Below are 20,350 nucleotides of genomic sequence, written 5' to 3' on the forward strand. Positions count from 1 at the left end.
ACTGCAGCAGCGAAATATCCGCCACGCGCAGGAACAGCTCGCGCAGTTTATCGAGCATAGAGAGACGGTTAATACGCAGCTCTTTATCTTCTACGTTCACCATCACTTTCTCGAAGAAGGCGTCGATCACGTCACGCAGCTCGGCCAGCTCCACCAGCGCTTCCTGGTAGCGACCTTCCGTGAAGTACGGCTCGAGCTTGTCGCGCAGCACCACAACCTGCATCGCCAGAGCGATCTCTTCCGGCTCTTTCAGGGTTGCGGCGTTCACGCGCTCGTTCAGCGTCTCGTCGGATTTCGCCAGAATGTTGGATACACGCTTGTTGGCCGCGGCCAGGGCAGATGCCGCTTCCAGGGTACGGAAGTGGGAAACCGCCTTCATACGCGCATCGAAATCAGCCGGACGGGTCGGACGACGCGCCAGCACCGCCTGAATGGTGTCAACGGTGTAACCTTCGTCCTGATACCACGCGCGGAAACGACCGAGCATAAAGTCGATCACATCATCCACAACGTTCGCGTTGGTCAGCTTGTTGCCGTACAGACGCACCGCTTCTTCGGTCAGGGTCTGCAGATCGAGGTTCAGGTTCTTCTCAACGATGATACGCAGCACGCCCAGCGCGGCACGACGCAGCGCAAACGGGTCTTTATCGCCTTTCGGATGCTGGCCGATACCGAAGATACCCGCCAGGGTGTCCATCTTATCGGCAATTGCGACGGCACATGCAACCGGGTTGGACGGCAGCTCGTCACCCGCAAAGCGCGGCTGATACTGCTCATTCAGGGCAACGGCTACGTCTTCCGCTTCGCCATCGTGACGCGCGTAGTGCATACCCATCACGCCCTGGGTGTCGGTGAATTCGAACACCATGTTGGTCATCAGGTCGCACTTGGACAGCAGGCCTGCACGCGTCGCGTGGTTGACGTCTGCACCGATTTCACGGGCAATCCAGCCGGACAGCTCCGCAATGCGGTCGGTCTTGTCGCGCAGCGTGCCCAACTGCTGTTGGAACAGCACGGTCTGCAGGCGCGGCAGGTTATCTTCCAGACGCTTTTTACGGTCGGTGTTGAAGAAGAACTCTGCATCCGCCAGACGCGGACGAACGACTTTCTCGTTACCGGAGATAATCTGGATAGGATCTTTCGATTCAATGTTTGCCACGAAGATGAAGTTTGGCAGCAGCTTGCCGTCGTTGGCATAGACCGGGAAGTACTTCTGGTCACCCTTCATGGTGTACACCAGCGCTTCAGCCGGAACGGCCAGGAATTTCTCTTCGAACTTCGCGGTCAGCACAACCGGCCATTCAACCAGAGAGGTCACTTCTTCCAGCAGGCTTTCGCTCAGGTCGGCGTTACCGCCAATCTGGCGCGCCGCTTCTTCAGCGTCCGCTTTGATTTTGGCTTTACGCTGTTCGTAGTCGGCAATGACCTTACCGCGCTCCAGCAGGATCTGCGGATACTGGTCGGCATTGTCGATGGTGAACTCTGGCTCGCCCATAAAGCGGTGGCCGCGGATCACCCGATCGGACGCCACGCCCAGAATGGTCGCCGGGATAACGGTATCGCCCAGCAGCAGGGTCACGGTGTGAACCGGACGCACGAAGTGCACGTCGGACGCGCCCCAGCGCATCAGCTTAGGAATCGGCAGCTTTGCCAGAGACGTGGCAATCATATCCGGCAGCAGCGCTTCCGCGCTTTCGCCTTTCACGTGCGCACGGTACAGCAGCCACTCGCCTTTATCCGTGGTCAGACGTTCGGCCTGATCAACGGTGATGCCGCAGCCGCGCGCCCAGCCTTCAGCCGCTTTGCTCGGCTTGCCTTCCGCGTCAAACGCCTGGGCAATCGCCGGGCCACGTTTTTCGACTTCGCGATCCGGCTGAGACGCCGCCAGATTTGCCACTTTCAGCGCCAGACGGCGAGGTGCGGCAAACCACTCAATTTTACCGTGTGCCAGGCCAGCGTTATCCAGCTCAGCGGTCACGTTCGCAGCGAAAGATTCAGCCAGGCTGCGCAGGGCTTTTGGTGGCAGCTCTTCGGTGCCGATTTCCACCAGGAAAGTTTTCTCAGACATGGCCGCCTCTTATTTGTTTCGGTTGCACATCGGGAAGCCAAGGGCTTCACGGGACGCGTAGTAAGCTTCTGCAACGGCTTTGGTCAGGGTACGAATACGCAGAATGTAGCGCTGACGTTCAGTCACGGAGATGGCTTTGCGGGCGTCCAGCAGGTTGAAGCTGTGGGCGGCCTTCAGAATACGCTCGTAGGCAGGCAGAGGCAGCGGAGTCTCCAGCGCCAGCAGCTGCTGCGCTTCTTTCTCGTACTGCTCGAAGCAGGTGAACAGGAAGTCCACGTCCGCGTATTCGAAGTTATAGGTGGATTGCTCCACTTCGTTCTGATGGAACACGTCGCCGTAGGTGGTTTTACCCAGCGGGCCGTCGCTCCAGACCAGGTCGTAAACGCTGTCTACGCCCTGAATGTACATCGCCAGACGTTCCAGACCGTAGGTGATTTCACCGGTGATTGGCTTACATTCCAGACCGCCAACCTGCTGGAAGTAAGTGAACTGAGTCACTTCCATGCCGTTCAGCCACACTTCCCAACCCAGACCCCAGGCACCCAGCGTTGGGTTTTCCCAGTTATCTTCCACGAAACGGATGTCGTGAATGGTTGGATCCATACCCAGCTCTTTCAGCGACCCGAGGTACAGTTCCTGAATGTTGTCGGGTGATGGCTTAATCACCACCTGGAACTGATAGTAATGCTGCAGACGGTTCGGGTTTTCACCGTAACGACCATCGGTCGGACGACGGGAAGGCTGCACATACGCGGTCGCCATTGGCTCTGGCCCCAACGCGCGCAGGCTGGTCATCGGGTGTGAAGTGCCGGCGCCGACTTCCATGTCCAAAGGTTGAACAATGGTACAGCCCTGACGAGCCCAGTAATCCTGTAAGGTCAGGATCAGGCCCTGGAAGGTCTTGGTATCAAACTTTTGCATAGTATTTCGTGCTGGATACGTGTGGTTTTAAATGGAAGGGACCAGTATACCCGCTGGCTGCAAGATATACAGTACGAAACGGGGTTGTTTAGGGAAAATTGGGGAAATAAGCCTTCCGGCCAGAACGCTGACGGCGTCTGGCTGTTGATTATACGAGCAGGCTAGCGCATGGAGAGGTGTAAAAACTGACCATCCGCATCAAACGAGCAGACAAAGCCCTCTTTACGCGCCGTATATCCTCTTAGTTCATAGCTGCCCTGAAAGCGCTCGAATCCGATGACGTTAATTTTCTGAATGTCCGAGTTATAGCGGCGGGCGGCCTTGTCCTTGCAGAGAGACTCCATATTCAACGAACGTTCCGGGCTCATTTTACCCTGCTGCGCTTTTTGCACAGGTGCTTCTTGCGACGCGCTGCATCCCGCCAGGATCACCAGCAGAAAGAGTGACGCCACACGCTTCATCATCATTTTTATTACCGCCCTGGTCAGTGGCTGTTATTTTTAGTATCAAAGCTTTTATAGATTAAGGTCCGGCATTCTGCGAATCTCGCGGCCTCCCTACAAGCCTGCTGAATAAAACTCAGAATTTTCCAAGCGAAGACTTTTGGACAATGGCAGTCACACTCAATTTACAGGGAATACGAGGAACTGATGCAGTCAAAAATTAACTGGATTGATAACCTGCGAGGAATAGCGTGTCTGATGGTGGTCATGATCCACACGACGACCTGGTACGTCACGAATGCCCACAGCATCAGCCCCGTTAACTGGGATATCGCCAATATTCTCAACTCTGCGTCACGCGTCAGCGTGCCGCTGTTCTTTATGATTTCCGGCTTTCTCTTTTTTGGCGAGCGTAGCGCGCAGCCGCGGCACTTCATCCGCATCGCGGCCTGTCTGGGGTTCTACAGCGCCGTTGCCCTGCTCTATATCACGCTGTTCACCTCCATTAACGCCGGGCTATCGCTGAAATACGTGCTGCAAAAACCGGTGTTCTACCACCTGTGGTTCTTCTTCGCCATTATCGTTATCTATCTGGTGTCCCCGCTCATCCAGGTAAAACACGTCAGCGGAAAAATGCTTTTAGCCCTGATGGTGGTGATTGGCATTGTTGCCAACCCGAATACGCTCTCACAGAAAATCGACGGATTTGAGTGGCTGCCGGTCAATCTCTATATCAACGGCGATACTTTTTACTACGTGCTTTACGGCATGCTGGGGCGCGCCATCGGGATGATGGACACGCAAAAACGCGGTCTGAACTGGCTCTGCGGGGCGCTGTTTATCGCTGGCGTGGCGGTGATTTCGCGCGGGACGCTGTACGAGCTGCAGTGGCGCGGCAATTTTGCCGATACCTGGTATTTGTATTGCGGGCCGATGGTCTTTATCTGTGCCGTTTCGCTGCTCACGCTCGCCAAAAATACCCTGAACGCGCGCGCCCTGCCCGTACTCAGTCTTATCTCGCGCCACTCTCTCGGGATTTACGGTTTTCACGCGCTGGTGATCCACGCGCTGCGCACGAGAGGCGTTGAGCTAAAAAGCTGGCCGGTGCTGGATATCGTCTGGATTTTTGCCGCCACGCTGGCGATCAGCCTGCTGCTGTCGATGCTGCTGCAAAAAATAGACGTTCGCCGCTTCGTCAGCTAATGCTTCGCTGCCGGGCGCGATGGTACTGGCGCGGGGAGGAAAACCCCGCCGCCAGTGAAGCCTGCTCCACGCCGCGCCCCTGCAGTAGCCACTGCTCCGCCACCGCCAGACGCAGCTGTTCCAGATAATCGCGAACGCTAATCCCTAAATGTGACTGGAAAAGCCGGGTGAGATGACGCGGGCTGACGTGCGCCAGTGCAGCAATGTCAGGCAAGCTCCACGCTTTTTGCGGCTCGGCGGTGAGCGCATCCTGCGCCCGATGGATCGCCGGATGAAGATGATTGCGGTAGCGCAGCCACGGGGATAGCTGGGGATCGTCACCGGAACGGCGGAACCAGACCACCATTTCGCGCGCCACGGCCAGCGCCTTTTCAGGGCCGCACAGGCGGTTAATCATGTGCAGCGCCAGATCGATGCCAGACGTGATCCCCGCGCTGGTCCAGATGTTCTCATCCTGCACAAAGATGCGGTTTTCTTTAATCGTCGCCGTGGGGGCCGCGGTGCGTAAACGGCTAATAACGTCATGATGGGTCGTGCACTGCCGGTTGTTCAACAGGCCCGATTTCGCCGCCAGCAAGGCCCCTGAACAGACGCACATCACGGTGATTTCCTGGCGCTGGATCTGCGGCTGCAGGCACATCAGCCAGTGCTGGATCTGCTGCGCCTGTGGCGTTGAGAACTGACTGCGGGAGTCGCTCACACCCGGCAGCACCAGCAGGCTGCCTTCCGTGAGACGCTCCGGCAGCGGCTGAATGCCGCTCATCGTCAGGCCAATGGACGTCGGAACCTCAGATTGCGGGCCAATGTAATGCGGGCGAAACGCGTCGCCAGCCAGCACAAAGGTCTCTGCCGGGCCGGTCATGTCTAATGACAGCACCCCGGGCAACATCACGAACCAGACGTCGATGCTCATTACAGGGACTCCAGCGTCTCCGCTACCGTTTTAATCTCGGCAAAACGCCCGGACAGTACCGTCTCGGTACGATGGCGAATTTCCGCTGCGCTAAGGGTTATCCCCTTGTACGTCATGGGAAACGTCAGCGTTGCCTCACTAACAAAGGTCACAGCATAACCCAGATCGGAAGCCACCCGGGCGGTGGTTTCACAGCATTGCTCAGTACGAATTCCGCAGATAATCACACTGTTGATATCACGCTCGCGCAGCCAGCGGTCAAGCCCGGTATCCGTGAAGGCATTATGGACGTGTTTCTGGAAAACCACATCCGGCTGATGACGCAAAAAGGCCATCGGTTTGACATAGCCGCTTTCCAGAGTGAAAGGACCGTCTTCATCCACGTGAAAAATATCAACGACCGGAATATTGCGCGCCTGGCAGCCTTCAATCAGCCCCAGCATCGCCTGCTGAAAGGCAGGAATTTCGTCCTCCTGCCAGTAATTGCGGTGATGGAAGGACTGCTGAGTATCGATGTTTATTAATGCGATGCGTGACATGATAAATCTCCTCGCCAGTGGGTGTGGCACCATACTGGCAAGGAAATGAAGGCACGCACAGACCAAAAAAGGACATCCTCGTGCCTCTCCCGGACAAGCGTATTTACGACATCAGAGGCAGCAGCTGCTGGTAGATTTTACGGAATACCGCGCGCCTTTCCGCGTACCGCGCATGGTTTGCCGCGTCAGGGAAATGCGCCTGTTCAAGGGTAAGCTGAGGCAGCAGTTGTGAAAGTGGTTTTTCCGGGTTCATAGCAATCTGCGCCAGACGCGCGGCGCCGAGCGCGGGGCCGACATCGCCACCGGTGCGGAAATCCAGCTGCAACCCGCTGATATCCGACAGCATCTGTCGCCAGTAAGGGCTTCGCGCACCGCCGCCAATCAGGGTGACGCTCGTCGGTTCCAGGCCGCAGTCGTGCACCACGTCCATCCCGTCGGCCAGCGCATAGCCCACGCCTTCGAGAACCGCACGCGCCAGCTCTGCCGGGCCATGCTGATGGGTTAAGCCAAAGAACACCCCTTTCGCTTCCGGGTTGTTGTGCGGCGTACGCTCGCCGGAAAGATACGGTAAAAACCAGACGGTACCCGCAGCGTCATCCGCCTGCTGGGCTGCGGAAATGAGCGCCGGAACGTCGGCCATGCCGGTGAGTTTTGCCGCCCAGTCCAGGCAGGACGCTGCGCTGAGCATCACCGACATCAAATGCCATTTCCCTGGAAGGGCATGACAGAAACTGTGCACAGCGCTTTCAGGATTACTGCGATACCCGTCGCTGACGGCAAAATAGACGCCAGACGTTCCCAGTGACAGCATCGCCTGGCCCGCCTCAACCATGCCGACACCGACAGCGCCCGCCGCGTTATCGCCGCCCCCGGCCACCACCGGTACGGCAGGCATATTCCAGCGCTCAGCAACAGCTGGCAGCAGTGCGCCTGTCACCTCACAGCCTTCGTACAGCGCGGGCATATGTTCCCGGGTCAGATGGCAGGCATCCAGCATCGCCTCGCTCCAGTCGCGCTTCGCCACGTCGAGCCACATGGTGCCCGCGGCATCGGACATGTCGCTGGCGAAATCGCCCGTCATGCGAAAACGCAGATAGTCTTTCGGCAGCAGGACTTTCGCCACCTGCTGGAAAATCTCCGGTTCATGGCGCTGCACCCACAGCAATTTGGGCGCAGTAAAGCCGGGCATCATCAGGTTACCGGTAATCTCGCGGGAATTGGGTACGCGTTCCTCAAGAAGCGCACACTCTTCCGCACAGCGGCCATCGTTCCAGAGGATCGCAGGACGCAACACACGATGCTGGCTATCGAGCAGCGTAGCGCCGTGCATTTGTCCGGCAATCCCCAGCGCTTTCACGTCGCGCAGGCTGTGCTGCTCACCTAAGGCTTTGATTGCGCGATCCGTCGCCTGCCACCACTGTTCCGGATCCTGTTCCGACCACAGCGAATGCGGACGTGAAACCTGCAGCGTTTCCGTCTGCGTTGCTAACACGTCGCCCTGCTCGCTCAACAGGATAGCTTTCACACCCGATGTGCCAAGATCGATCCCGATATACATTACAGTGACTCCTTTAACAGAAATGCCCGGTGGCGTTAACGCTTACCGGGCCTACATGCATCTTCAGCTCAATCACTTATCAAACAGATAGTGGTTTACGAGATTTTCCAGCAGTTCCTGGTGCCCGCTCTGGTGCTGCGGTGCCAGCTGATGTTGTTCAGCGTACTTCGCAATTTCCGCCAGCGATAACTGACCTTTCAAGATTTGCTGGCCCAGCTCACTGTTCCAGCCGCTGTAACGCTTCGCCACGCGCTTATCCAGTTCGCCGTCTTCAATCATGCGCGCGGCCACTTTCAGCGCCAGCGCCATGGTGTCCATCGCGCCAATGTGGCCGTAGAACAGATCGTATTTGTCGGTGCTCTGACGACGTACCTTGGCGTCAAAATTCAGGCCGCCGGTGGTGAAACCGCCCGCTTTGACGATCTCGTACATCACCAGGGCATTCTCTTCCACGCTGTTCGGGAACTGATCGGTGTCCCAGCCCAGCTGTGCATCGCCGCGGTTCGCATCGACAGAGCCGAAAATGCCCAGCGCAATGGCAGACGCGATCTCGTGATGGAAAGAGTGGCCCGCCAGCGTGGCGTGGTTGGCTTCAATGTTCACTTTAATCTCTTTTTCCAGACCGAACTGCTTCAGGAAGCCATACACCGTCGCCACGTCGTAGTCATACTGGTGCTTGGTCGGTTCCTGCGGTTTCGGCTCGATCAGCAGCGTGCCGCGGAAGCCGATTTTGTGCTTATGGTCGACAACCATCTGCATAAAGCGGCCAATCTGCTCGCGCTCCTGACGCAGGTCGGTGTTCAGCAGCGTTTCATAACCTTCACGGCCACCCCACAGGACATAGTTCTCGCCACCCAGCTGATGCGTAGCGTTCATTGCCGTCACCACCTGCGTGGCTGCCCAGCTAAACACTTCCGGATCCGGATTGGTTGCCGCGCCCGCGCCGTAGCGTGGGTTGGTGAAGCAGTTTGCCGTGCCCCAGAGCAGCTTCACGCCGCTTTGCTGCTGTTTCGCCGCCAGTACATCCACCATCTGCGCAAAATTGTTCAGATACTCTTTCAGCGACGCCCCTTCCGGCGACACGTCCACGTCATGGAAGCAGTAGTACGGCACGTTTAGCTTGTGGAAGAACTCAAATGCGACATCGGCTTTGCGCTTTGCCAGCTCAATGGCCTCACCCGGCTGCTGCCACGGGCGGTCAAAGGAACCCACGCCGAACATATCGGCGCCGTTCCAGCAGAAGGTATGCCAGTAACAGGCGGCAAAGCGCAGATGATCTTCCATGCGCTTACCCAGCACCAGCTCATCCGGGTTGTAGTGACGAAATGCTAAAGGATTGGTCGTTTTTGGGCCTTCGTAACGAACACGATCGAGTTGGTCGAAATAAGCTTGCATATTGAGCTCCATAATCAGGGTATGCGGCGAGTCGTTGATACAGGAGTAATAGTGAATAGACATTTTGGGTTGCTCAATTACGTTATTTCACACTGCTATTGAGAGAATGCACAACTGTGCGCTGGCTCGCAAAATAATGCGCAGACAAACTATTTTTCGGCGCGTATTCCAGAATCAAATGTAATTAAGACGTTACGTATTTTAAAATCCGATCGCGGTCATAAATTCAGAAATAAACCAAATATCATAATGAGAAGATAAAAATCTGTAATTGCCAGCCCGCCTTTCCGCGTTAAAAATTTGCTGCGTCTCAGCAGTGAATGTTTCTTTTATCTCAGCAACACATACCCCTACAAAAAGGCCTAATAATTATGAAGATAAAGAACCTGACTCTAACGCTCTGCGCTACGCTCCTCCTTGCAAGCTTTGCAGGACATGCCAAAGAGGTCAAAATTGGTATGGCGATTGACGACCTCCGCCTGGAGCGCTGGCAAAAAGATCGCGATATTTTTGTGAAGAAAGCAGAATCCCTCGGCGCCAGCGTGTTTGTTCAGTCGGCTAATGGCAATGAAGAAACACAAATGTCGCAGATCGAGAATATGATCAACCGTGGCGTCGATGTTCTGGTCATTATCCCCTATAACGGCCAGGTATTAAGTAACGTGGTGAAAGAAGCCAAACAGGAAGGCATAAAAGTCCTGGCCTATGACCGCATGATTAATAATGCGGATATTGATTATTATATTTCATTCGACAATGAAAAAGTCGGGGAATTACAGGCGCAAAGCCTGATCGACAAAGTGCCTCAGGGCAATTATTTTCTGATGGGCGGCTCTCCGGTAGATAACAACGCCAAACTGTTCCGCGAAGGGCAAATGAAAGTCCTTAAGCCGTACATCGATAACGGGAAAATTAAAGTGGTTGGCGATCAGTGGGCCGACGGCTGGCTGCCAGAAAACGCGCTGAAAATTATGGAAAACGCGCTGACGGCCAACAACAACAAAATTGATGCGGTTGTGGCCTCCAACGATGCCACTGCAGGCGGCGCTATCCAGGCCCTGAGCGCGCAGGGGCTGGCCGGAAAAGTCGCCATTTCAGGACAGGATGCCGATCTGGCTGGCGTAAAACGCATTATCGCAGGCACCCAAACCATGACGGTCTACAAACCGATTACCCAGTTGGCCAATACGGCGGCGGAAATCGCCGTGGAGCTGGGCAATGGCAAACAACCTAAAGCAGATGCAACGCTGAATAACGGCCTGAAAGACGTTCCAGCTCGCCTGCTCACGCCGATTGAAGTCAATAAAGAGAACATTGACGCCACCGTGGTTAAAGACGGTTTCCACAAGAAGAGCGAACTGTAATCCGGCGCGGCCCCTGCTCTGCGGGGGCGCATCACGTTGTACTGTTCTTCCCTCGGGTTATGTGGAGCGGTTATGCCCTATTTACTTGAAATGAAAAGCATCACCAAGCGCTTCGGCACGGTGAAAGCCGTCGATAACGTTAGCCTCCGGTTGAACCCCGGCGAAGTGGTTTCACTGTGCGGCGAGAACGGCTCGGGCAAGTCGACGCTGATGAAAGTGCTGTGCGGGATCTACCCACACGGCAGCTACGAAGGCGAAATCATCTTTGCCGGCGAAGTGATTCAGGCGACACACATCCGCGATACCGAACGCAAAGGCATCGCCATCATCCACCAGGAGCTGGCGCTGGTGAAGCATCTCACCGTGCTGGAGAACATTTTCCTCGGGGCCGAAATTTCCCACCGCGGCGTGCTGGATTACGACACCATGACGCTCCGCTGCGAAAAGCTGCTGGCGCAGGTGAGCCTCAACATTTCACCGGATACCCGCGTGGCGGATCTGGGCCTCGGGCAACAGCAGCTGGTCGAAATAGCGAAGGCGCTAAATAAACAGGTCAGGCTGCTGATCCTTGATGAGCCCACGGCCTCACTTACCGAACAGGAAACCGCGGTTCTGCTCAACATCATCCGCGATCTGCAAAACCACGGCATCGCCTGCATCTACATTTCACACAAGCTGAACGAGGTTAAAGCCATTTCGGATACCATCTGCGTGATCCGCGACGGGCAGCACATCGGCACGCGTGAAGCCGCCGGGATGAGCGAAGATGACATCATCACCATGATGGTAGGGCGCGAGCTTACGGCGCTCTACCCGAATGAGCCTCACACCAAAGGTGATGAAGTGCTGCGCGTGGAAAACCTGACCGCGTGGCACCCCGTTAACCGCCATATCAGGCGCGTCAATAACGTCTCGTTTTCTCTGCACAGCGGCGAAATTCTTGGTATTGCCGGGTTAGTCGGCGCCGGGCGCACGGAGGCCGTACAGTGTCTCTTTGGCGTGTGGCCGGGGCGCTGGGAGGGCACGATTTATATCGACAGTCAGCCGGTGAAAATCGATAACTGCCAGCAGGCGATTGCCCACGGCATTGCCATGGTGCCGGAAGATCGTAAGAAAGACGGCATCGTACCGGTGATGGCTGTGGGTAAAAACATTACGCTTGCGGCACTCGATCGGTTCTCCGGCGCGCTGAGCAGCCTAGACGACGCCGCCGAGCAGCAGTGCATCCTCCAGTCGCTTGCCCGGCTGAAGGTCAAAACCTCCTCGCCGGAACTGGCGATTGGCCGCCTGAGCGGGGGAAACCAGCAGAAGGCGATTCTGGCGCGCTGCCTGCTTCTCAATCCACGCATATTAATCCTTGATGAGCCGACGCGCGGGATTGATATCGGTGCCAAATATGAAATCTACAAACTGATTAATCAGCTTGTACAGCAAGGGATTGCCGTCATTGTCATTTCGTCTGAGTTACCCGAAGTGCTCGGCCTGAGCGACCGCGTGCTGGTCATGCACGAGGGAAAACTGAAAGCCAACCTGATTAACCAGAACCTGACGCAGGAGCAGGTGATGGAAGCCGCTTTAAGGAGCGAACGTCATGTCGAAAAGCAATCCGTCTGATATCAAAGTCGCTGTTCCGACGCCCGGTGCATTCGCGGGGCTAAAAGCGCTTAACCTGCAGGTTTTCGTGATGATCGCGGCCATTATCGTCATCATGCTGTTCTTTACCTGGATGACCGATGGCTCGTACTTAAGCGCGCGTAACGTCTCCAACCTGCTCCGCCAGACCGCCATTACCGGCATTCTGGCCGTGGGCATGGTGTTCGTGATTATCTCCGCGGAGATCGATCTGTCAGTCGGTTCGATGATGGGGCTCCTCGGCGGCGTGGCGGCGATTTTTGACGTCTGGCTCGGGTGGCCGCTGCCGCTGACTGTGGCGGTCACGCTGGTGCTGGGTCTGGTTCTGGGTGCCTGGAACGGCTGGTGGGTAGCCTACCGTAAAGTGCCGTCGTTCATTGTCACCCTGGCGGGGATGCTGGCCTTTCGCGGGATCTTAATTGGCATCACTAATGGCACCACCGTCTCCCCGACCAGTGCAGCCATGTCGCAGATTGGCCAGAGTTACCTCTCAGATAGCGTGGGCTTTACCCTCGGTGTGGTGGGGTTGTTGGGGTTTGTCGCGTGGCAGTGGCGTGGACGCATGCGTCGTCAGGCGCTGGGGCTGGCTTCTCCGGCGTCAACCTCGGTGGTGGGGCGTCAGGCGCTCACGGCGGTCATTGTGCTGGGCGCCATCTGGCTTTTAAACGACTATCGCGGTGTCCCGACACCCGTCCTGCTGCTGGCGCTTTTACTGCTGGCCGGTATGTTTATGGCGACGCGCACCGCGTTTGGCCGCCGTATTTATGCCATAGGCGGCAACCTTGAAGCTGCCCGCCTCTCGGGTATCAATGTCGAACGTACCAAGCTGGCGGTCTTCGCCATTAACGGCCTGATGGTCGCTATCGCCGGGCTGATCCTCAGCTCGCGTCTGGGCGCCGGTTCTCCCTCCGCCGGTAACATCGCCGAGCTGGATGCTATCGCCGCCTGCGTCATTGGCGGCACCAGCCTCGCAGGGGGTATCGGGAGCGTGGCGGGCGCGGTCATGGGCGCATTTATCATGGCGTCGTTGGATAACGGGATGAGTATGATGGACGTCCCGACGTTTTGGCAGTATATCGTCAAGGGGGCGATTCTTTTACTGGCAGTCTGGATGGACTCGGCCACCAAGCGACGGGCCTGATAACCTTATTGTGACTTAATTGGGAAGTGAGCCATGTTTGAAAAGCGTCACCGCATTACGTTGTTATTCAATGCCAATAAAGCCTATGACCGTCAGGTGGTGGAAGGCGTGGGTGAATATTTGCAGGCGTCGCAATCCGAATGGGATATTTTTATTGAAGAAGATTTTCGCACCCGTCTGGAGAACATCAAAGACTGGCTGGGCGATGGCGTCATCGCCGACTATGACGATCCCGTCATCGAACAGCTGTTGACCGACGTCGACGTCCCGATTGTGGGCGTCGGCGGCTCCTATCATGCGCCCGAACACTATCCGCCGGTCCACTATATTGCCACCGATAACCATGCCCTGGTCGAGGCCGCCTTTCTCCATTTAAAAGAGAAAGGCGTCCATCGCTTCGCGTTTTATGGGTTACCGGCCACCAGCGGCAAGCGCTGGGCCGTTGAGCGTGAACACGCGTTTTGCCAGCTGGTCGCGCAGGAGAAGTATCGCGGCGTGGTCTATCAGGGGCTGGAAACCGCCCCGGAAAACTGGCAGCACGCGCAAAACCGCCTCGCTGACTGGCTGCAAACGCTGCCGCCGCAAACCGGCATTATTGCCGTGACGGACGCGCGCGCGCGGCACGTGCTGCAGGTCTGCGAACACTTACACATTCCGGTGCCCGAAAAGCTGTGCGTGATTGGCATCGATAACGAAGAACTGACCCGCTATCTGTCTCGCGTGGCGCTCTCCTCCGTTGCTCAGGGCACGCGTCAGATGGGCTATCAGGCGGCGAAGCTGCTGCATCGTCTGCTGGATAAAGAGTCCCTGCCGCTTCAGCGCCTGCTGGTGCCTCCTGTTCGCGTCGTAGAACGCCGCTCAACCGATTATCGCTCCTTGAGCGATCCGGCCGTCATTCAGGCCATGCACTATATTCGCAACCACGCCTGTAAAGGGATTAAGGTCGATCAGGTGCTGGATTCGGTGGGCATTTCGCGTTCGAATCTGGAGAAGCGCTTTAAAGAAGAGGTGGGCGAAACCATTCATGCCGTCATCCATGCGGAAAAGCTGGAGAAAGCACGCAGCCTGCTCATCTCCACGTCGCTGTCGATCAACGAAATCTCGCAGATGTGCGGTTACCCATCTCTGCAATACTTCTATTCGGTGTTCCGCAAAGAGTATGACACCACGCCGAAGGAGTATCGGGATCGCCACAGCGAGGTGCTGACATAGAAAAGAAAACGCCTTCCAGTGGAAGGCGTTTTTTTGAGATTACATATGGGCGGCGATTAAGCGCTGGTTATCCTGGTACATGGCGAACAGATAGTTGTTATAGCTCTGTCCCTTTGTCGAATAACCTTTCAGCTTGTGGATCATCGTACTGGCCGTCACTTCCTGGTCCGCTTTACGCAGCTGAGCGCGTGATTTACGGAACGATGAGTAGGCCGGGTGCGTGTTCAGATTCACCACATAGGCGCTGACGGAATCTTTCACAGATTCAAACTGCGAATAGCCTTTCACCTTGCCAGGGGCATTATTACAACGACCTTTCACACATTTCATGCCGAAAAGGTTGTTGTTGCTACGCGCAAGCTTAGAAGTACCCCAGCCGCTTTCGGCAGCAGCCATGGTAGCAACCATGCTGCCCGGGATGATATCTACACGCTCAAGGAGAGCATTCCACGGCACACGACGGGTGTTACCGTTCCAGCTCAGCTTGTAGCGCTTCGTGATATCTTTCAGACGCGCGCGCTCTGACGGCGACCAGCGGCTATCGTACTGTTTGGAAATCAGCCAGTTACGATCCGCAGTAATCGCGGCATTTTGACTCGTGATGTAAGGCATTACCGTCCGGAGAAACGCTTTTTTCCTTGGTGTTCCGGAAGGGTATTTTCGCAAATCAGGAAGTGAACTACTCTTTGCACTATTGCGAGAATACTCTTGTTTACTGCTAACCTTACTACTTGTCGTCTTTATTACGTGGGCTTTCTTACTCGTTGTATCCGTGTGCGTCTTCGCAAGCACCTCACCCGAAAATGCCGTGGTGAGTAACATGAGTATCGCAGCCCCATATCGTCGAATGGGAGTCGATATCATTAGGTCTCCTGGTCGGATGTAATCATCCCAACACCTTATTTTTTTCACAAATTTGAGAGCGGAATCTCAAATCATATCAAAAATAGACTTCAAGAGCACGTATAGAAATAGTCCAATTCCGAAACTATGTCACCTGAAACTTGCTCATAAAAACATCATTCCACAAAAACTGTGTGCGCTATCGCAGATAACTGCCTAATTTTGCGCGAGATCACTCATCCTCACGCATCCTCCTGGCAGAAAGCGACAGGGGATGAGTTTCAGCACCCCGCCTGATGGCACACTGGTCAAAAATGCCGCGACAGGAAAAAGGAATGAAACGTACCGCATTAGCCTTTCTGATTTTACCCGCACTGGCGCATGCCAACTGGTCATCGCCGGGGTTTAACGCATTTAGCGTCGAAGGCACCGGTGTCTTCACCAGCCAGGCAAAGCTTGCGAAGGGTACGCGTCCTCTGACGCTGAGTTTTGACAAGACGTGCTGGCAGCCTGCGGATGCGATAAAACTCAATGAGATGCTGTCGCTCAAACCCTGTGACGGCACGCCGCCGCAGTGGCGCCTTTTCCGCGACGGTGACTACCAGATGCGGATTGATACCCGCTCCGGCACGCCCACCCTGCTGCTGGCGGTTCAGAGTGCCTCAGAACAGCCGGTTGCAAACGTCATTCGCCAGTGTCCGAAGTGGGACGGCAAACCGCTGACGCTGGACGTCAGCAGTACCTTCCCGGAAGGCTCCGTGGTGCGCGACTACTACAGTAAACAGACGGCGACGGTGCAGAATGGAAAAATCACCCTGCAGCCAGCCGCCAACAGTAACGGCCTGCTGCTGCTTGAGCGCGCGGAAACCGATAAGCCTGCGCCGTTTAGCTGGCAAAACGCCACCGTCTATTTTGTGCTGACCGACCGTTATGTGAATGGTGACCCGGGCAACGACAACAGCTACGGGCGCCATAAAGACGGTATGCAGGAGATTGGCACCTTCCACGGCGGGGATCTCAAAGGACTTGCCGGCAAGCTCGATTATTTACAGCAGCTGGGGGTAAACGCACTCTGGATAAGCTCTCCGCTTGAGCAGATCCACGGCTGGGTAGGCGGTGGCACAAAAGGGGATTTCCCGCATTACGCCTATCACGGCTACTACACCCAGGACTGGACGAAGCTCGACGCCAACATGGGAACCGAAGATGATTTACGCCATCTTGTCGACGAAGCGCACAAGCGCGGGATCCGCGTTCTGTTTGATATCGTTATGAACCACGTTGGCTATGCCACGCTGGCAGACATGCAGGAATTTCAGTTTGGTGCCCTGTACCTTCAGGGTGATGAGCTGAAAAAGACGCTGGGAGAACGCTGGACGGACTGGAAGCCGGGCGCGGGCCAAAGCTGGCACAGCTTTAACGACTACATCAACTTTAGCGACAAAGCCGCATGGGAAAAATGGTGGGGCAAGAAATGGATCCGCACGGACATCGGCGATTACGACAACCCTGGCTTCGACGATTTGACCATGTCGCTGGCATTTCTGCCGGATCTGAAAACGGAATCCACGACGCCTTCCGGATTGCCTAACTTTTACCAACACAAGCCCGACACCCACGCGAAGGCCATCCCCGGATATACCCCGCGCGATTATCTGACCCACTGGCTGAGCCAGTGGGTACGTGACTACGGCATCGACGGTTTCCGGGTGGATACGGCGAAACACGTTGAGCTTGCGGCCTGGCAACAGCTGAAAGACCAGGCAAGCCAGGCGCTGGCCGCCTGGAAAGGGACGAACCCGGACAAAAAGCTCGACAACGCACCGTTCTGGATGACCGGGGAATCCTGGGGCCACGGGGTGATGCAAAGCGATTATTACCGCCACGGTTTTGATGCGATGATTAACTTTGATTATCAGGAGCAGGCGGCAAAAGCGGTGGATTGTCTGGCCGATATGGATCTCACCTGGCAGCAGATGGCGGAAAAGCTGCAAAGCTTCAACGTGCTGAGCTATCTCTCATCACACGATACGCGTCTGTTCCGCGAAGGGGGCCAGCGAGCTGCGGAGCTGCTTCTGTTAGCACCGGGCAGCGTACAAATCTATTACGGGGATGAATCCGAGCGTCCGTTCGGGCCGACAGGTTCTGACCCATTACAGGGCACCCGATCAGATATGAACTGGCAGGACGTTACGGGCAAGCAGGCCCTAACCGTCGCCCACTGGCAAACGCTGGGTCAGTTCCGCGCCCGCCATCCGGCGATCGGTGAAGGCAAGCAAACCACATTATCGCTGAAAGAGGGATATGGCTTCGTGCGCGAGCACAAGGGCGATAAGGTGATGGTGGTATGGGCAGGTAATCAATAATTCTCCCCCACCCTAACCCTCTCCCCGCAGGGGAGAGGGAACCGCACGGCGCCGTCTTTTCCCCTTCTCCCTCCTGGAAGAGGGGCGGGGTGAGGGAAAATTCACCAGAACTATTCACTGTATAAATCCCACTCTGCCATATAAAACAACAAATCCGACCACGTCACCCGATTTGCACCAGCACGGTGCTAGCGTTATGGTTACCCACTTTCAAAATAAGCTCGACAGATCACCTGCTATGACGTTTTCACTTTTCGGCGACAAATTTACCCGCCATTCAGGCATTACTCGCCTGATGGAGGACCTCAACGACGGGCTGCGCACACCGGGCGCAATCATGCTCGGCGGCGGAAACCCGGCTCAAATTCCGGAGATGAATACCTATTTCCAGACGCTGCTCGCTCAGATGCTGGAAAGCGGCAAAGCAACCGATGCGCTTTGCAATTACGACGGCCCGCAGGGGAAAACCGAACTGCTGGCATTCCTCGCCGAAATGCTGCGTGACGAGCTGGGCTGGGATATCGAACCACAGAATATTGCACTGACAAACGGCAGCCAGAGCGCGTTTTTCTACTTGTTTAACCTGTTCGCAGGACGTCGCGCCGACGGCACCACCAAAAAAGTGCTGTTCCCGCTGGCGCCAGAGTATATCGGCTACGCCGATTCCGGTCTGGAAGAGGATCTGTTCGTCTCCGCGCGCCCGAATATTGAGCTGCTGCCGGAAGGACAGTTCAAATATCACGTCGATTTTGAACACCTGCATATTGGTGAAGAGACGGGCATGATCTGCGTATCGCGCCCGACTAACCCAACGGGCAACGTGATCACCGACGACGAACTGATGAAGCTGGATGCGCTGGCGAATCAGCACGGCATTCCGCTGGTGATCGATAACGCCTACGGCGTGCCGTTCCCGGGCATTATCTTCAGCGAAGCACGTCCGCTGTGGAACCCGAACATTGTCCTGTGCATGAGCCTCTCTAAGCTGGGTCTGCCGGGCAGCCGCTGCGGCATCATCATCGCCAACGAGAAAATCATCACCGCCATTACCAATATGAACGGCATTATCAGCCTTTCACCGGGGGGCATTGGCCCGGCGATGATGTGCGAAATGATTAAGCGCAATGACCTGCTGCGTCTGTCAAATGACGTGATCAAGCCATTCTATTACCAGCGCGTACAGGAGACGATTGCGATACTTCGCCGCTACTTGCCGGAAGAACGCTGCCTGATCCATAAACCTGAAGGGGCGATTTTCCTGTGGCTGTGGTTTAAGGATTTGCCTATCACCACCGAACTGCTCTACCAGCGCCTGAAAAAGCGCGGCGTGCTGATGGTACCGGGCGATTATTTCTTCCCGGGGCTGGATAAGCCGTGGCCGCATACTCACCAGTGCATGCGCATGAACTACGTGCCCGATCCGGAAAAAATCGAAGCGGGTGTTAAAATTCTCGCCGAAGAAATTGAAAAAGCCTGGCGCGAAGACGGTCAGTAAGTTCTTACGCCAGATTATGCAGCCGTTCGGCGCGTAGTCTGGCAGGATCAACGCATCGCAACGCGTGGGTTGGACAGGCCTCCACGCAGGCCGGTCCGCCTTCGCGATGCAGGCATAAATCACATTTCAGCGCCTGCGCCCTATTTCCCTCCAGGCGCACCTGCATCGCCCCGAACGGACACGCCACCATACAGCTTTTGCACCCAATGCAGTGCGTCTGCTCAACGAGCCAGACTCCCGCCGTACGGCTGATAGCATGGGTTGGACAGACGTTAGCACACGGCGCATCCTCGCACTGATGGCAGCCCACTGCCGTTGTGTAGTCGTCCCCCTTAACCACCCGAAGGCGGGGCGTAAAGGCATGAGCGGAGACGGCGTCCTGATGCGACACCGCGCAGGCCACTTCGCAGGTGCGGCACCCAATGCATTTTTCCGCATCCGCCACGATAAATCGGTTCATCTGTTACGCCTCGCGCACGTTAAAATCCAGTTCTTTTGAGATAGCCGCTGGCGCTACCGTCGGAATCAGAATGAATGTAAGCCGTATAAAACATAACGACTCCTGATATCCGTGCTTAATTCCCACCCGTCGTCAAATACAGGCGAGAGTGCCCGGTTTAATTTTCTTTAAGAATGATACACATGATGCACACCTTTATTGATGGCGCAGATCGCATTAGCGTATCAGGAATATTAATGAGGAAGCCATGACGGGAAGGGAAAACGGGAGATCGGTACTCTCAAATATGCCCGGCGGCGCTTCGCTTGCTCGGGCCTACGTAAAACTGCGATGGCAGTCCATGTAGGCCGGGTAAGACGAAGCCGCCACCCGGCTTTAACGCATCAGAAACGCCAGGTCAGGCCGGTCATCAGCGCGAAGCTGTCGTCGCGGTCGATCATCGGGCTGTTCTTCACGTCGTCAGGCAATACGGTGTAGACCGCGCTGGCGTTGAGATACAGCTTCTGGGTTAACTGATATTTGGCCGCCAGGCCAACGTATGGCGTCCAGCTGTCACCGGCGGTGTATTCATCCAGACCTGAGCGGCGAGACTCGTTGCCGGATACGCCGTAGTAGTAGTCGTTATAGCTTTCGTCGCTATAGAAAATACCGACAGAGGGCGTCAGGGTCAGGCGTTCCATCCTGATTGGACGGAAGTAAGAAACCTCGCCGATCATACCGCCGCTTTCATCCGTGGCATCACCAGAGACCGCCACTTTCAGAGAACCCCAGCTTTCGTGGCGGTAGTACGCGCCGCC

Annotated in this window: 17 protein-coding genes; 7 read left to right on the forward strand and 10 right to left on the reverse strand. The window is 56.0% G+C overall.

Annotated elements, in window-relative coordinates:
• The 3 genes from glyS to DEO48_RS17705 form a co-directional block, all read right to left on the reverse strand.
• The coding region (glyS, locus tag DEO48_RS17695; protein WP_109845854.1) for a glycine--tRNA ligase subunit beta at nucleotides 1-2,068 on the reverse strand (2,068 nt) is incomplete at its 3' end.
• Between the two features lie 9 nt (nucleotides 2,069-2,077).
• A complete protein-coding gene (gene glyQ / locus DEO48_RS17700) occupies nucleotides 2,078-2,989 on the reverse strand; it encodes a glycine--tRNA ligase subunit alpha (protein WP_003860141.1) in 912 nt (303 codons plus the stop codon).
• Nucleotides 2,990-3,150: 161 nt separating this feature from the next.
• Nucleotides 3,151-3,456 carry a YsaB family lipoprotein gene (locus tag DEO48_RS17705; protein ID WP_109845855.1) on the reverse strand — a complete coding sequence of 102 codons (306 nt, stop codon included), beginning with the start codon at nucleotides 3,454-3,456 and terminating at the stop codon, nucleotides 3,151-3,153.
• 183 nt (nucleotides 3,457-3,639) lie between these two features.
• Between DEO48_RS17705 and DEO48_RS17710 the strand changes: the two genes are divergently transcribed.
• Entirely contained in the window at nucleotides 3,640-4,635 is a 996-nt protein-coding gene (locus DEO48_RS17710; protein WP_109845856.1) for an acyltransferase, read from the forward strand.
• On the opposite strand, the gene DEO48_RS17715 is transcribed toward DEO48_RS17710, so the two are convergent.
• The 4 genes from DEO48_RS17715 to xylA form a co-directional block, all read right to left on the reverse strand.
• A complete protein-coding gene (locus DEO48_RS17715; protein ID WP_109845857.1) occupies nucleotides 4,628-5,548 on the reverse strand; it encodes a GlxA family transcriptional regulator in 921 nt (306 codons plus the stop codon). The genes DEO48_RS17710 and DEO48_RS17715 overlap by 8 nt on opposite strands.
• Complete coding sequence (locus DEO48_RS17720) at nucleotides 5,548-6,087, reverse strand: isochorismatase family protein (RefSeq protein WP_023309941.1); 540 nt, start codon at nucleotides 6,085-6,087, stop codon at nucleotides 5,548-5,550. The genes DEO48_RS17715 and DEO48_RS17720 overlap by 1 nt, the downstream gene beginning before the upstream one ends.
• A gap of 103 nt (nucleotides 6,088-6,190) precedes the next feature.
• A complete protein-coding gene (gene xylB / locus DEO48_RS17725) occupies nucleotides 6,191-7,645 on the reverse strand; it encodes a xylulokinase (protein WP_109845858.1) in 1,455 nt (484 codons plus the stop codon).
• A 72-nt stretch (nucleotides 7,646-7,717) separates the two neighbouring features.
• Nucleotides 7,718-9,040, reverse strand: coding sequence for a xylose isomerase (gene xylA / locus DEO48_RS17730; RefSeq protein ID WP_109845864.1), 1,323 nt, complete (start codon nucleotides 9,038-9,040; stop codon nucleotides 7,718-7,720).
• Between the two features lie 371 nt (nucleotides 9,041-9,411).
• On the opposite strand from xylA, the gene xylF reads away from it, so the two are divergent.
• From xylF to xylR, 4 genes are all read left to right on the forward strand, one after another.
• On the forward strand, nucleotides 9,412-10,404 hold the full coding sequence (gene xylF, locus DEO48_RS17740) for a D-xylose ABC transporter substrate-binding protein (RefSeq protein ID WP_023309938.1): 993 nt from the start codon (nucleotides 9,412-9,414) through the stop codon (nucleotides 10,402-10,404).
• 72 nt (nucleotides 10,405-10,476) lie between these two features.
• Entirely contained in the window at nucleotides 10,477-12,018 is a 1,542-nt protein-coding gene (locus DEO48_RS17745; RefSeq protein ID WP_109845859.1) for a xylose ABC transporter ATP-binding protein, read from the forward strand.
• Nucleotides 11,996-13,177, forward strand: a complete 1,182-nt coding sequence (gene xylH, locus DEO48_RS17750) for a xylose ABC transporter permease XylH (RefSeq protein WP_039261156.1) — start codon at nucleotides 11,996-11,998, stop codon at nucleotides 13,175-13,177. The genes DEO48_RS17745 and xylH overlap by 23 nt, the downstream gene beginning before the upstream one ends.
• Nucleotides 13,178-13,210: 33 nt before the next feature.
• Complete coding sequence (xylR, locus tag DEO48_RS17755) at nucleotides 13,211-14,389, forward strand: D-xylose utilization transcriptional activator XylR (RefSeq protein WP_109845860.1); 1,179 nt, start codon at nucleotides 13,211-13,213, stop codon at nucleotides 14,387-14,389.
• A 39-nt stretch (nucleotides 14,390-14,428) separates the two neighbouring features.
• Here the strand turns inward: xylR and DEO48_RS17760 are convergent, their stop codons facing one another.
• Nucleotides 14,429-15,253 (reverse strand): protein bax, encoded by an 825-nt coding sequence (locus DEO48_RS17760; RefSeq protein WP_032661838.1) that lies wholly within the window; start codon nucleotides 15,251-15,253, stop codon nucleotides 14,429-14,431.
• 314 nt (nucleotides 15,254-15,567) lie between these two features.
• Between DEO48_RS17760 and DEO48_RS17765 the strand changes: the two genes are divergently transcribed.
• Both DEO48_RS17765 and avtA read left to right on the forward strand, forming a co-directional pair.
• Complete coding sequence (locus DEO48_RS17765; RefSeq protein ID WP_109845861.1) at nucleotides 15,568-17,598, forward strand: alpha-amylase; 2,031 nt, start codon at nucleotides 15,568-15,570, stop codon at nucleotides 17,596-17,598.
• Nucleotides 17,599-17,836: 238 nt separating this feature from the next.
• Nucleotides 17,837-19,093: a valine--pyruvate transaminase gene (gene avtA, locus DEO48_RS17770; RefSeq protein WP_109845862.1), complete on the forward strand. Its 1,257-nt coding sequence runs from the start codon at nucleotides 17,837-17,839 to the stop codon at nucleotides 19,091-19,093.
• Nucleotides 19,094-19,097: 4 nt separating this feature from the next.
• On the opposite strand, the gene DEO48_RS17775 is transcribed toward avtA, so the two are convergent.
• Nucleotides 19,098-19,553 carry a 4Fe-4S dicluster domain-containing protein gene (locus DEO48_RS17775; RefSeq protein ID WP_109845863.1) on the reverse strand — a complete coding sequence of 152 codons (456 nt, stop codon included), beginning with the start codon at nucleotides 19,551-19,553 and terminating at the stop codon, nucleotides 19,098-19,100.
• 383 nt (nucleotides 19,554-19,936) lie between these two features.
• On the reverse strand, nucleotides 19,937-20,350 hold a 414-nt coding region (locus DEO48_RS17780), incomplete at its 5' end, for a MipA/OmpV family protein (RefSeq protein ID WP_146198298.1).

It is taken from the genome of Enterobacter sp. CGMCC 5087 (genome assembly GCF_003144775.1).
GTDB lineage: Bacteria > Pseudomonadota > Gammaproteobacteria > Enterobacterales > Enterobacteriaceae > Enterobacter > Enterobacter cloacae_M.

Bases quoted from the DNA above. Each gene is read 5' to 3' on its own strand.
- DEO48_RS17705 (WP_109845855.1), bottom strand. From the start codon at position 3,456: ATGATGATGAAGCGTGTGGCGTCACTCTTTCTGCTGGTGATCCTGGCG.
- xylR (WP_109845860.1), top strand. From the start codon at position 13,211: ATGTTTGAAAAGCGTCACCGCATTACGTTGTTATTCAATGCCAATAAA.
- DEO48_RS17765 (WP_109845861.1), top strand. From the start codon at position 15,568: ATGAAACGTACCGCATTAGCCTTTCTGATTTTACCCGCACTGGCGCAT.
- xylF (WP_023309938.1), top strand. From the start codon at position 9,412: ATGAAGATAAAGAACCTGACTCTAACGCTCTGCGCTACGCTCCTCCTT.
- xylB (WP_109845858.1), bottom strand. From the start codon at position 7,645: ATGTATATCGGGATCGATCTTGGCACATCGGGTGTGAAAGCTATCCTG.
- DEO48_RS17720 (WP_023309941.1), bottom strand. From the start codon at position 6,087: ATGTCACGCATCGCATTAATAAACATCGATACTCAGCAGTCCTTCCAT.
- avtA (WP_109845862.1), top strand. From the start codon at position 17,837: ATGACGTTTTCACTTTTCGGCGACAAATTTACCCGCCATTCAGGCATT.
- xylH (WP_039261156.1), top strand. From the start codon at position 11,996: ATGTCGAAAAGCAATCCGTCTGATATCAAAGTCGCTGTTCCGACGCCC.
- DEO48_RS17775 (WP_109845863.1), bottom strand. From the start codon at position 19,553: ATGAACCGATTTATCGTGGCGGATGCGGAAAAATGCATTGGGTGCCGC.
- DEO48_RS17760 (WP_032661838.1), bottom strand. From the start codon at position 15,253: ATGATATCGACTCCCATTCGACGATATGGGGCTGCGATACTCATGTTA.
- xylA (WP_109845864.1), bottom strand. From the start codon at position 9,040: ATGCAAGCTTATTTCGACCAACTCGATCGTGTTCGTTACGAAGGCCCA.
- DEO48_RS17745 (WP_109845859.1), top strand. From the start codon at position 10,477: ATGCCCTATTTACTTGAAATGAAAAGCATCACCAAGCGCTTCGGCACG.
- glyQ (WP_003860141.1), bottom strand. From the start codon at position 2,989: ATGCAAAAGTTTGATACCAAGACCTTCCAGGGCCTGATCCTGACCTTA.
- DEO48_RS17715 (WP_109845857.1), bottom strand. From the start codon at position 5,548: ATGAGCATCGACGTCTGGTTCGTGATGTTGCCCGGGGTGCTGTCATTA.
- DEO48_RS17710 (WP_109845856.1), top strand. From the start codon at position 3,640: ATGCAGTCAAAAATTAACTGGATTGATAACCTGCGAGGAATAGCGTGT.